The sequence below is a fragment of the Paenibacillus foliorum genome, from assembly GCF_013141765.1.
In the GTDB taxonomy this organism is placed as follows: domain Bacteria; phylum Bacillota; class Bacilli; order Paenibacillales; family NBRC-103111; genus Paenibacillus_S; species Paenibacillus_S foliorum.
This window is the reverse complement of sequence record NZ_WHOD01000100.1, coordinates 1-12,582: the sequence shown is the minus strand read 5'-3', so window position 1 is coordinate 12,582 and position 12,582 is coordinate 1. Positions and strand designations below refer to the sequence as shown.

Here is a 12,582-nt window from a genome sequence, read left to right as displayed (position 1 = left end):
TTGATTAAGCCCTCAAAAATTCTTTCTCCAATGCAAGCTCAACTGGAACATAAGTATAGTCAAGCTCTCTTGCCACGGCTTCGTAGGTGATGGAACCGCCAGCAACATTAACCCCTAGATATAGCGATTTATTATCCTTAACCGCTTGTTTTACGCCTTTATTCGCGATTTGCAGCGCAAAAGGAACGGTAGCGTTCGTTAAGGCAAAGGTTGATGTTCTTGGAACCGCACCAGGCATATTCGCAACAGCGTAATGAACGACACCGTATTTTTCATAAGTAGGGCTATCGTGAGTTGTAATTCGATCCACCGTTTCTATAATACCACCCTGATCAATCGCAACATCGACTACAACGGCACCCGGCTGCATCGTTTTAATCATCTCCTCGGTTACCAGCTTTGGAGCTTTGGCACCTGGAATCAGCACGGCTCCGATCACAAGATCAGCTTCAGCAACCGCTTCGGCAATATTAAATGGATTAGAAATTAGCGTATTGATTTGCGCATTGAACATTTCGTCCAATAAACGAAGTCGCTCCGCACTCATGTCAATAACGGTAACCTCAGCACCAAGCCCCAACGCAATCTTGGCGGCATTCGTTCCAACAACTCCCCCACCTATAATCGTTACTTTCCCGTGCTTCACTCCCGGTACTCCTCCCAGTAGTATTCCTTTTCCACCGTGGGATTTCTCGAGAAATTGCGCACCGATTTGCGCAGACATACGACCGGCTACTTCGCTCATGGGTATCAAAAGCGGCAAGGTACGATTGGCTTCCACGGTTTCGTAGGCTATGGCTGTTACACAGTTTTCCATAAGTGCACGGGCCAATTCTGGTTCTGCCGCCAAATGCAAATAGGTAAACAAGATTAGACCTTGACGGAAGAAAGCATATTCGGAAGCTAGAGGCTCCTTTACTTTCATCACCATCTCTGCGGTGGACCAAACTTCAGCCGCTTGATCCAGGACAACGGCGCCCGCAGCCATGTAATCCGCATTCGTAAAACCGCTGCCCATTCCGGCATTGCTTTCGATGAAGACATTATGGCCTGATTTAACAAAAGCAGCAACGCCTGCTGGGGTTATGGCCACGCGGTTTTCATTATTTTTTATTTCTTTTGGCACTCCGATTATCATGGGAAATCACTCCTTATATTGGGGCTCTAACGCCAAGTATAAGGGTGAATATGCATTTATTCATTGTCTGGATACGAGAAAAAAGATCCTATTGTTTGTGTAATTTCACAAAACCTTTACAAACCGCTAAGCTTCTCGGTCTTTAAGTCCAGGTAGACGGTCACCTTTTGATCCATATTAGTTAAATCGATGCTGCCGATTTCCGAAATTCGTTTCAAGCGGTAGCTTAATGTATTGGCATGGATATGAAGGATCTCCGACACAGCTTTCAGATTGCTGTCATGAGACAAATAAACCTCCAGGGTATGCAGCAGCTCGCTGTTATGCTCACGGTCATATTGCTTCAGCTTTTTGAGGCATTGATTCTCAATAGGATTGATGCGAGCCTCGTCCAGAATCATCTGTAAAAAACGATAGTAACCCATTTCAGGATAATAATGGATACTGCGTGTTTCTTCGGGAAAGCATTGTTTGATTTGCAGTACCGCTAGCGCTTCTTGATAGCTTCTTTCAACCCTAGCATAATTCTCATATAAAGATCCGATACCTCCATAGACTGGAGAAAAACCGAAGCGTTGTCTCATTTGCTCGATGATATGCTGTAAAGCGATAGAATAATCTTCGTTTTTTAGCTGCTTCACCTGTGTTGTGGAAAGCAGAATCAACTGATTATGGTCGATCGTATGGCATACAATCCGAAGTCGCTGCGTTGTTGTTAGGATGTATTCGATCTGCTGCTGCATACCCTCACTGATTTCAGATTCAAATTGCAAGACGATGACATGAAAGGACGAAGGAAGGTTCATACCAAGCTTGTCCGCCTTTTCCTTGATCACTGTGTCTGTTTGTAAATGTCCGGTTAGGAGCTGCCAGAAAAAGTCCTGATAGCCCTTTTCTTCTTTTCTTTTTTTCAATTGAAGCTGCAGCAGCTTCGTTTTTGCGGCTTGGGCGGCTTTTTTCACCTGCTGTATGGCATCGTCGTCAAGCTGCTTCTGCTCATCCAATAGCCATATGTAACCGAGAATGTCGTTGTTTTTCCGAATCGCTACAGCAAGACGGTGGCCAAGTCCAATATCATTTATTGGAGAAACACGAACAGGCTCGTCACTCTCCATTATTTTTTGAATAACGCCATCTCTCCATAAAGTGCTGATCACTTTCTCGGGAACACGACGTCCTACAATCGTTGCAACTCGCACCTGATCGGTATGGGGGTCATGGGAGCTATAGGCAATTAGACGGTGATTGGAATCCTCGATGGTTATAGGGCATTGCAACACATCACTAATGGTATCGACCAGCGCCTCCAAACTATCAAAGCTTCTATCGAAGGGATTTTTTTCATCAGGCATACTAGTATGGCTCCTCAAAAAATAATATAAATCAATAAAATTCCCCATTATTTCACTAAATTGGCAAAATGGATACTCGGATAGAGAAGAAAAGTTTCTTCCTCTTTGTATTAAAACTCAAATGTAATTATACAATTGGATTAACCAGAAAATATAGCTTATCTTACGATAGGTCTGGGAAATTGTTACATAAAATTATTTGACCTGCTGCCCCATATATTAGCCAAACAAGCAGCTCATGAAAAATAGGCTGTTTAGAAGCTATCCAGGTACGGGACGGTAAAGTGAACGAAGGAACTCTACAATATATGATGACGCAGGATGGGGCAATTGGGGAATTGGGGATTGGATTCGGAAGGTTGATTAAAAGTAGTTACTGGAGAATGCAACGACAAATTATTGAATGATATGAGGGGCCCTTCATGTGAGGCCTGGGCATGCTATAGGAAGCCACCCAGAAAGCTCAAATCGATGTTCAAGATAACGCTGATGATGGAGAAATGTTAGGGGCACAGCGGGCATTTGTTGCCCAGCCTGTCGAAGAAGGCGCTGTTGGAGCTATCACAAGAACGAGACAACAATGATGACGGTTCTATAATGATTATCATAGACCGATCTGCCGATGGAACCACGCCAGCTCAAAAGGATTGCCAAAAGAGCAGGCGTTGGCTTGGCGCACCGGTTCGATTGCCCATCACGGAAGCGGAGAGATATCGCCATCACCTTCAGCAACAGTAACCGAATTGCGCATACGCCGAAAACCGACTTTTTGCAATTAAAATCATTCGTGAAGACGGACCGTTAATTTCCCAATGTTTTAGAGAGTTGCCTCTTATAAATAGGCTGTAGAGGATAACGTGATCAAAAAATCAGATGTAATATAGCGTGTTTGATTTTTATTAAACTCACGGATAGGATCATGTACAATATGAGGATTGCTCACATTACGCAAGTCCTCCCATAAGCAATTCACCCCCTGTCCTCCCCCTACCTTACCGCCGAACATTTTACAGCCTTGACAGAATTGCTCCTCCTGTTGTTGATTAAGCTCTACGACTTTATTGCGGAGACAGCAATATATGTTTCCATCCTGATTTTTATAATTTGTGTGAGTAACTAGGTTCATGGTTCCACCCCTTCAGTCTGATATAAAGAATGTAATATTCATTATATAAACCAATTGTTAAATGTATGAACCCGTTTTGTTAAAATCCTGTATATTTGGGCAGCTGCTTCAGATAACGAGGACTCTGTTACAGAGTCGCATGACGAGCAGTCCAGCCTTACAATGAAAAGAGCCCGTTTTCCTAGTCATATAGGATCACGGGCTCTTTATTGGAGTATATTGATTTCTCAACGAGCTGCTGTAGACTCTAATTTGATTTTTTTCACAATAGGCTCGCTCATTTTGCCTTGCTTGTTGCCAGCCTTGATTTCTATCAAATTTTCCCCTGGCGTAAGGTTGATCGTCTTGCTGGCGCTGCTTTGTCCAACAGCTTGTCCATTAATATATAGCGTCGGACTAGGATCATTCCTGTCAAGGGCCGTTATCTTAACCGTAACGCTATTGTTTCGCGTACTCTCAGGCAAAGCCTCCACGGTTACAATCGGGGTCGGAGAGCTAAAAGCGACTCGTTTCTTCACAACTTCAGATTCCTTGCCGCCGCGGTTCACCGCTTTGAATTCAAACGCATTGTCCCCATCAAGCAGTTCCATGGTTTTGCTAACTTTTCCATTCCCCGCTAATTGCCCATTTACATAGAGTGACACGCTGGGATCTTCATCCTTTGCACTTATCATTACCGTGATTGTTGCCTCTTTGGAGATTGCCGGAATCTCATCGATCAAGATAACCGGTGCCGGACCTATTGCGGCTAGCCCTATTCCTATAGGATTGCGGAAAATAATTAGCAGAACGACGAGTGGCACTATAACTAGTCCCAGCCGCGTTAGCCTTCGTCTATTTTTAACAGCAAAACGAACCAGCTTACCCGACTGCCGAAGCTTGATCGCATTATACAGGGCAACAAAGGATTCGTTAGGCGTTGCAAGCAGCTTCAGTCGAATCTCCTTGTCCCGAAAAGCTCTAGGAGCATGTATATCGAAGAATTTGCTCACCGCTGCCTTATAATTAGCATCTATTTCTTGCTTCAGATTTAGAAACCGCTGATCATTGGCAGACCACACGAGAAAATCATAAATGGTTTCCGTACCTCTGGTTGCCTCGGCGATATATTGGAGCAATCCGTAATAATCAAACTCTGCCACATAACCGGAACCGTTACCCGAACCCGGCTGGTAAAACGCATAAACGATTTTACTGAAATGCTCAGACGCGATACGTGTGCTTAGCAGCTTCTTCAGCGATTGCTGCACTCTTTCCAAGTCCAGAGGCCCGAATATATCGAATGCCTTGCTAAGCTCAGAATCTTCCTTCTTAGTCAACGTCAGTACGCGGTATATGGTAGCAAGCAGCTGCAGGAACAGCTTTTGGCTTTTATCCAAATGGCTGTTCAGCTCCTGATCGACTGTCTCCAGCATGAAGCTGAGCTGCATCATGTCCTCGTACTCCAGATCAGCTATCTTCAGTCCGTCGAGCAGCTGCAGCTTGATTTCCAGCTTCAGCTGGCCGCAGAAATCTTCGTATTGACGCTTTTCTTGTCGCTCAGGCAGCTCCTCAAAATAGCTGTACAAGGTACTCGCGGCTTCAATCCGTTTACGAAGACTGTCGGTTTGCAGCAGCCGCTTCACCTTTTTCAGTACTTCATTAGCAAAGAAACGCTGCTGAACCATACTCTCGCTCTGCTGTATCCAGAACCGGATTTCCTCCAGCAGCGCTTTGACCGTACCAGCCTTGGCCATTCGGTAAGCAATATAGCTCTCGGCTGTTCCCGATTGCTGATTATACAGCTCCTTCATGACTAGATCGAACATGGACGACTGTCCCAGCAGCTGGTCAAAAATAGGAGCGGCATTTTCGATGCCATCCTCGGTCTTGTTAGCTACCCTACTGATGAAAACAACGAAGCAGCGCGTCAGTAAAGTCTTGACTCCTTCATCGGCAAACCCGTAATAGTGCAGTAAATATTTTATGTAATCAGCCGTTGGCAGACTGTCGCTATCCCTTGCATCTTTCCCTAATAGACGAATGAACAGCTCGTTCAAACGTCGCTTTTGCCGAACCGTCTCCGCATTCACATAAGCTACGATGTTTGACATCATTTCGGCGCGGTTTGACTCATAGATGCCCTCATTACCCTGCTCAATAGCATACAAGGCTTGAAGCTGAACATAAGTCTGCACATTCAGAGCTGTAGCCTTGTCCAGCCCCTGCAGCGCTTCTTCGCAAAATCCAAACAGTTGATCCAGTTGCTCTGACTCGTTCCGGTTATTCCAAATAAAAGAAAGATAAGAGTGCTCTTGCCCCGGAATTTCCGTATTTACGAAACGGCTGCCCGGGAAATCAAATATGTATTCCTTCTCTATGTTGCGATCCGGAAGTCGAATACTTCCCTTTTCTACAAAAATCACATGCAGATGCTGCTTCCCTTCCGGCTCGCTGTTGAAGGTCATGAAGCCAAGCTGGCGGCGGATCGCATAAGGAAGGCAGCGGTAGACGGTTTCGAGCAGCTTTTTGGCTAACTCAGCCGTTTCCGTAATATCCGCATCGAGGGCGATATATACTTTTTTCTTACTCGTAACCGATGACATAACCGCATAGATCAACTGCTGAAAACGCATTTGATCGATACCCAGCTTCGTCAATAACCGGTCTTGTTCGGCGGTGTCTGCCGGTGCGGTTCCATAGCTGATGCCATCCAGCTCCGGCAATGTCTTGCCATTGCGGATATCATAGGCGCTTTCGAAGCTGCGAATTCGGAACAGGCGCTGCGGGTCATGAAGAAATTCGTCCTTACGCTCATGAGGTACAATGAACTGATGCGTGAACGAGGCACTGCGCTGACCTGTAAAATCAGTACCGATATAGACACTGCGGCCGATCACCATATCACCGTTATCAGCATGGAACACTACCATCGACTCGGGATAGAGCGAGCTATCTTCCTCCGCGCGTCCCAGCAGCTCCTTTGGAGCCTTATAAACACAATAGGGGTGCAGCGTGTTTTTTATAAACGTATTGTCCAACCCTTCCGATTTGGCAACCGTATCGAAGCCTTCGCTTGTACGGAAAACGCCCTCTCGGTCACGTGTGAAATATTGCTGTTGGACAGGTTTCCTTTGCTCCATCACGTCGCATCTCTCCTAGCAACATAATCAAGCTGGTGCAGCAGCCAAATGAACGGCTCATCGACCCGGATCGGGTTAATGACACCCTCAATTTGCTTATTGACCGGATTCGCGCCCAGCGCAGAAACGGCGAAAAACGCCGTGTTTTTGAAATAAACATCAATGGCATCCTTAAACGGCCTGTCTACCTTTTCGATGAAACGACCTATTTCTCCATTGATGTTTTCAAACTCTGTATGATTCAAAAAGCCCTTATGCACCACATTGCGGAACACATTGCTGTTAGGACGGATATATTCGCTATCCTCTTCCATTAAATACTTCAGCATATCGCTTTTGGTTAGCACGATAGCTGTTGGAATGTCTGTTTTGCTGTTCTGCTGATGGGCGATGAAGTTTTCGAACAAGCTGATCACAACCTCGCGAGGCTCGTCATAGCGATTAGCGAATTCGCCTTCTTCCTCACCAATTTGAATGCGTGCCTTATCGCGAATACTGCGAATTTGGAGAGGATCGACCAGGAATAGTATGCCTGACGAATTTTTGATATGCGATGCGTAAATGTCCAAATATTCCCGTTCCACCATGCCCTCACCGGCAACATCGAAAAAGACCAGCGTCAATGGAGCTTCCCGCTCATCCTTAAACACAAACTGAAAAATAAACGGCTCCTGCTGCTCATTCGGATTCGTAGACTGCAGCATACTGCCTCTCTCAAAAATCGGCTCGTGGTAATTTTGCCTGAATTTCCTGCTAATTTCAGCGCTAAGCGGCATGCAGGCCGCGTTAAAATTGGAGGCCGTCGTATTCTGAAGCGTATGGATAAGCGATGTCATATAGACGGATTTTCCCACCTGTGACGCTCCAACTATAGAGATGATATTGCTAGGCACCTTGCCCGATGAAATCGGCAGCTCGTTATGGCAGTTAGGGCAAAGCCTCCGCTTCGTCGTTTCCCCATAAAGGTCGGTTACGGCCACGAGCACGTTTTGCATGTACGTTTTGTTCTCGTCAGGTATGGTGTGCGGATCAATGACCGCTTCCATATCAACCTGCGACAAGTTAAACTTCCGGCGCCAATCACTAAGCTTACGGTCCTCCTGCAGCATGAAATCATCATCGTTATCCCTAACATGGCTGGCCCTGAACACTACTTCGTCAGGCTCGAATTTACTGAAGCAATACGGACATACAATGCTGTAATAGGGAGGCTTCTCCTTTACAGGCGGCTTTTTATCAAACATCTTCTTAAGAAAATCCAACATGGGTATCCCTCCTACCTATTCGGGTATTAAATCATATAGCTCTCCAAACGCTTTCCCCTCGGTAAAAAAAATCCGAATATAATCGTTTTTAGCCACTTCCACTTCCGGCAGGACATGACGACCCGAAGCAAAATCACTCATAAATGGATAGGCAATACCATCGTCCTTATTAGCAGGTGGCGAGCCTTCCTTCTTAACATAGCAAAGCACTTCTTTGGATACCGGAATCTCGCAAAATAGCTGAATGCGCACCGATCTATATTTACTGAACCAAGACTGGCTGTATTTGATACTGTAGCGGATTTTCGCCTTCCCACCACTCACACGTGCATAATTATCAGCATCCGTTTGCTTAAGGGGACTCAGCTTGCCGCCTTGCATGAGGCATGGAAATATGCGGTAACCCTGCACACCCAGATATTCAATGCGCTCCCGATAGCCTGATCTCGCTTTGTATTCCTCCCGGGTAAATAGCTTTAGCCGCTTAAGCTCCAGCGAGTCCGGTGCCTGCTCTGCTCCATCAGGAAAGCTGTACACGTATACGGATTCCACACCCCGCGGCCATGCCCAGGTTACGGTACATTCACCATTCTGTATGTAGCAGGCTGTTTGCTTAATCCGATATTGCTCCTCGAGCTCCTCCCATTGCAAAGAACATTCACCTCCGTTTCATTACTCATCGGAACTGCTTGCGTACCGCTCCGCCATCCTTGCTTCTACCTCGGCTCTCCCCTTGCTCCAGTTGGCTGCGCATACCTCCGCCTCCGCCGCGGCGCAATCCCGCTCCTGATCCTGCGTTCGGATCGCCCACTGCAACGAGCAGTGTGGAGAGCGACAGTACGAGCGCCAGCACTATGTCAGCGAAGCCGCGCACGAGCAAAGGCGCTGCTGAGCCCTGCAGCCCGGTTTCGAGCAGGATACCGGCGATTAACCCCGCCACGGCTCCGCCGATTGCGAAGCTTTTGGCTAAATAGCGGTTGTCGAATACAACACCCAGCGATAGCCCCAGCAAAGTACCGATAAACAGAATCAGCATTACACGCAGCAGACCGTGATATCCATCGGACGCTGCCGTATCCATACGTTCGTTCATTAAGTGCCATCGCTGGCCATTTTGGTATATTTGATCAAAAGCACTCGTAATTCCCTCGACCCGCTTCACATCATGAAACGTGCCTCCAGTTTCCACTGCGATGCTTTGTAAAAGCTGGATGCCCTCTTTCTCTGTGGAATCAATCCCCACCGTATGAACCTGAGTTTGCTGCAGCCGGTAAGGAGCCAATACCTTCGCTTTATCCACCTCACTAAAACCGTCGGAAATGAGAATAACAGCTGCTTTGCGATTAGGAATGCGTTCCTTCTCCATATGCTCCATCGCCTCGGTCAACGCCCTGCCAATATCGGTACGGCCTACGGGAGCTCCTATCCCACTTAGCTTAGCGGCAATTTGCTCACGTGTCCCCGCATCTTTCAGCTGCGTTAACGGATATATCTGACTGGGCTGCTCATTAAATGTGTAGATCGCGACCCGCTTGCGGTCATCCAATTTGCGGATCAAGGATTGAGCGGCTTGAATGCTCTGCTTCTCAGGATCAGTGCTTTTCATACTCTCCGACATATCGATGAGGAGCACATAGTCCTGAGGCTTATCCCGGTTCCCTAGCTGTAGTCCATATATAAATTGGAACAACACGCCCGCTGCGAATAATAGCAGAAGAGTAGCAGGAACAAGAAGCTTCCAACCATCGCGGGCATAGCGCAGCCTCCAGCTTCTCCCATTCAATTGAGGTGAAATAACTTCGGCTAACAAGCAGCACAGACCTACAATAAGAGCAAATTGGCCGAAGTATAAGCCCATCAGCAGCGTTTCATGCATCGCCCCTTCCCACTCAGCCAGCATGATTTCTCCTATGATAAAGCCAATAATTCCGCCAATAACACTCCACACCGTTAGAAGTCCATTCCATTTGCGCTGCTTCACCGGTCATGCCCCCTTGTTTTCAACCGTCTCTCTGTCTGCCTTTATTTTCCTATTCTATATATCCATGCTGTGAAACATGTAACCATTCTGTACATACGTATCATAATATCGTTTGCCGTTCCGATAATACATCAGATCCTCGACCCGGAAGCCGCCCATCACATTGAGCTTCTCGATTCCGCTCCGCTTCATCTCCTGCACACAGCCTAACTTATACGTTCTGCTACCCTGATCGACAGCGAATGCATAGCGTATAAATTCACTATCAAAATCACCAAAGAAATATTTTTCAACATAACGGTGCTTGTGCGTAGAGTTATATACATCCGCTCGGATCGCTGCTTCATTCTCCAGGGTGCTGTACAAGTCACGGAACAAATCCTCCTTGGACAGAACCTCGCGATTGTCATAGCCAGCCGTCACGTTTGCCCGTTCTAACAGCTCATCCTCGAACGTTTGATTGAATAGGGGATGGTTGAATACTTCCTTACGAGTTATCTCCATCAACCGCTGGAGCACTTGCTCTTCTCCCTCAGCAAGCATCAACGAAATGTTCCCCATCTGCCGGTCGTCAAAATAAAACTGTAGATCACGGCGGCTTTCCAGCTCTGTCAAAATCTCCTGAACAGCGTGACCATAATATTCATTAATATTACGGCCCAAGTAATCGCTGGTTACGGAAATGCTGCCTCTGCTTGCTTCATGCAAAATTTTCTCCAATTGGCGGAACCGCTCTATAAAGGACTGTGCCCTGTCATGCAGCTCCTCCAGCTCTTGAAGGTACGCATTCAAAAGCCGCAGCTTCATTTCCAGCAGCAGCAGCTCCAGCTTCATCCCGTACACAAGCTCTAGAAATGGTCGGGTCATACCTTTGACTGAGGTTTTGTTCATAAGCCGGTCCCATAAAGACGTTTTCGCAAAAGACTGCTGCTCCACCCGCTCCGCATACAATTGATCCAGTTCGGCTCTGCCTTGCTCCAATAGCTTTGCCGTTTCCTTCGCTTTTTCACGAATTCCGCTGATCAGACTGCCGCTTTCTTTATATGAAGTCCACAAGTAGGCGCTGTAATATCCGTATAGAGAATTTCGGATAACCTTGCTCTCCAATCGTGCCTTCAACCGTCCGGCAAAGTTGCGCTCCACAAATTGTTTTTCCAACCCCCGGATCACATTCGTTTCAAAAAAAGACTGCGCATTACCCCCATATAAAGCAGACTCCGCTTGACGCAGGGTTAATGTCATTAATTCATTGAGGGAGATTTTGCTATGTAAAAGACTGAACATACCTTCCACAGCCTTCTGTGGATCAGGCAGCAGCGACTGAATATCATGTTCCCAGCAATGTGGCTCCAGTTCTAACAGCTCCTGAATGCTTCCACGATCCATTCTTGCATTCTCCTGCATCCGCTCCATGAGTCGGCGGTATACATGATAAAGTACAGTCAAAGCAACCGGTTGATTGGGTCGTGTTATTTTAGAAAAACCTGCCGATGCATAGCTGCGACCATCCCCATCAGAAGGAGTCGCATTCTGCTTAAAATGCTGGTTATTGTATACTGCGTGCTGCGGATCGAGCTCGTTGTTCGACTTCCGGTTTTTAAGCAGATTGAGATTGCAAATAGCTTCGTAATTGCCCTGCATCCCATTCTCAGCAAAAATGCCGCGTTCATCCTTGTTGCTTAACAAGTAAACCATATCAAATAACGGGGATGGGGCGTGCGCGGCAGGAAGTAAAACACCCTCACCCGTCAACTGCAGCATCCCCTCAAATGTGTAATCCCTACTTTGGTACAAATCCAATTCACGAAGGAAGCTGACACCGAGAGAGGATTGAAAAGCAAACGTATCCCCTACCGCCTTCTCCTCTAACAAACCATACATGTCCAATACAACGGAGCGGAATTGCTCTCCAAAAATCGTTTCCATCAGCACAGCAATTTCCGGCAGCAGCACATTAAAAGGATCATCGAGCCGTGTCACGATGGCAATATTCAATCGCTGCAGATGCGTATACATCCGCCCGAATTCCGATATGCGGCTGTTCATCCGACGTAGCGTCACATTCAGCTCAAGCAGCTTGGCTTCATCCGCATAGAACTGCTCGCGGATCGAAGGGCGCAAGGTTTGCTTGCTTTCCGTAGCTGCCGGCAAGCTCCAGCTGTACACGTTATCTAGCGCCGTGGTCTGCTTGGTTCCAAGCTGGAGATAAACCACCCCGGCGGAATTATTCCACTTTGTCCTGTTTAAGCCATGCACAGCCTCTAGAGCTTCAGCCGAGTGATCACCAAGAAACACAAAAACGATAGGATGATTGATACTGCGCATCTCATCCCCGTCGCTGCCCATGCTATCAATCTGAACGGCATATCGTTTGGAAAAGGAATCCAATTCCCCTTTAATATTCATCCTTTTTCCCTGCCTTTCTTAATTACACTCCTGCCCTCAAGGGCTTTTTAATGTTTTCCCCTCCCAAACCCTCCCTACAGGGAGGGCTCCAAGGGCTCTGCCCTCTGGACACCCTCGAAGGGCCTGGTGGGGGAGTTCTGCTCGTGCTACCTTGTATCTAATGTGCTTTCAGCGCTACCGTCCCTGCGGGAC

Annotated in this window: 9 protein-coding genes; 1 reads left to right on the top strand and 8 read right to left on the bottom strand. The window is 47.0% G+C overall.

The features are described from left to right. Window positions 1-4: 4 nt before the first annotated feature. Together ald and GC093_RS25835 are read right to left on the bottom strand one after the other, a co-directional pair. The gene (gene ald / locus GC093_RS25840; protein WP_171654806.1) at window positions 5-1,138 is read right to left on the bottom strand and encodes an alanine dehydrogenase; all 1,134 of its coding nucleotides are present in this window, start codon (window positions 1,136-1,138) and stop codon (window positions 5-7) included. Window positions 1,139-1,254: 116 nt separating this feature from the next. Continuing rightward, window positions 1,255-2,490, bottom strand: coding sequence for a PucR family transcriptional regulator (locus GC093_RS25835; protein WP_171654805.1), 1,236 nt, complete (start codon window positions 2,488-2,490; stop codon window positions 1,255-1,257). A 622-nt stretch (window positions 2,491-3,112) separates the two neighbouring features. Here GC093_RS25835 and GC093_RS25830 point away from each other — a divergent pair. Further along, window positions 3,113-3,295, top strand: coding sequence for a P1 family peptidase (locus GC093_RS25830; protein ID WP_171654804.1), 183 nt, complete (start codon window positions 3,113-3,115; stop codon window positions 3,293-3,295). Window positions 3,296-3,322: 27 nt separating this feature from the next. Here the strand turns inward: GC093_RS25830 and GC093_RS25825 are convergent, their stop codons facing one another. From GC093_RS25825 to GC093_RS25800, 6 genes are all read right to left on the bottom strand, one after another. After that, window positions 3,323-3,616, bottom strand: a complete 294-nt coding sequence (locus GC093_RS25825) for a hypothetical protein (protein WP_171654803.1) — start codon at window positions 3,614-3,616, stop codon at window positions 3,323-3,325. A 227-nt stretch (window positions 3,617-3,843) separates the two neighbouring features. Beyond that, window positions 3,844-6,738, bottom strand: a complete 2,895-nt coding sequence (locus GC093_RS25820; protein ID WP_171654802.1) for a GAP1-N2 domain-containing protein — start codon at window positions 6,736-6,738, stop codon at window positions 3,844-3,846. After that, entirely contained in the window at window positions 6,738-8,003 is a 1,266-nt protein-coding gene (locus GC093_RS25815) for a TRAFAC clade GTPase domain-containing protein (RefSeq protein WP_171654801.1), read from the bottom strand. The genes GC093_RS25820 and GC093_RS25815 overlap by 1 nt, the downstream gene beginning before the upstream one ends. A gap of 15 nt (window positions 8,004-8,018) precedes the next feature. Next, complete coding sequence (locus GC093_RS25810) at window positions 8,019-8,654, bottom strand: hypothetical protein (protein WP_171654800.1); 636 nt, start codon at window positions 8,652-8,654, stop codon at window positions 8,019-8,021. Window positions 8,655-8,679: 25 nt separating this feature from the next. Continuing rightward, window positions 8,680-9,984 carry a vWA domain-containing protein gene (locus GC093_RS25805; RefSeq protein ID WP_312886610.1) on the bottom strand — a complete coding sequence of 435 codons (1,305 nt, stop codon included), beginning with the start codon at window positions 9,982-9,984 and terminating at the stop codon, window positions 8,680-8,682. Between the two features lie 54 nt (window positions 9,985-10,038). Further along, window positions 10,039-12,390, bottom strand: coding sequence for a hypothetical protein (locus GC093_RS25800; RefSeq protein WP_216624814.1), 2,352 nt, complete (start codon window positions 12,388-12,390; stop codon window positions 10,039-10,041). Window positions 12,391-12,582 lie beyond the last annotated feature (192 nt).

What these genes read in the sequence shown, in the direction of transcription:
- ald (WP_171654806.1), bottom strand. Translation starts at nt 1,138, where the DNA reads ATGATAATCGGAGTGCCAAAAGAAATAAAAAATAATGAAAACCGCGTG.
- GC093_RS25820 (WP_171654802.1), bottom strand. Translation starts at nt 6,738, where the DNA reads ATGGAGCAAAGGAAACCTGTCCAACAGCAATATTTCACACGTGACCGA.
- GC093_RS25815 (WP_171654801.1), bottom strand. Translation starts at nt 8,003, where the DNA reads ATGTTGGATTTTCTTAAGAAGATGTTTGATAAAAAGCCGCCTGTAAAG.
- GC093_RS25825 (WP_171654803.1), bottom strand. Translation starts at nt 3,616, where the DNA reads ATGAACCTAGTTACTCACACAAATTATAAAAATCAGGATGGAAACATA.
- GC093_RS25830 (WP_171654804.1), top strand. Translation starts at nt 3,113, where the DNA reads ATGGAACCACGCCAGCTCAAAAGGATTGCCAAAAGAGCAGGCGTTGGC.
- GC093_RS25835 (WP_171654805.1), bottom strand. Translation starts at nt 2,490, where the DNA reads ATGCCTGATGAAAAAAATCCCTTCGATAGAAGCTTTGATAGTTTGGAG.
- GC093_RS25800 (WP_216624814.1), bottom strand. Translation starts at nt 12,390, where the DNA reads ATGAATATTAAAGGGGAATTGGATTCCTTTTCCAAACGATATGCCGTT.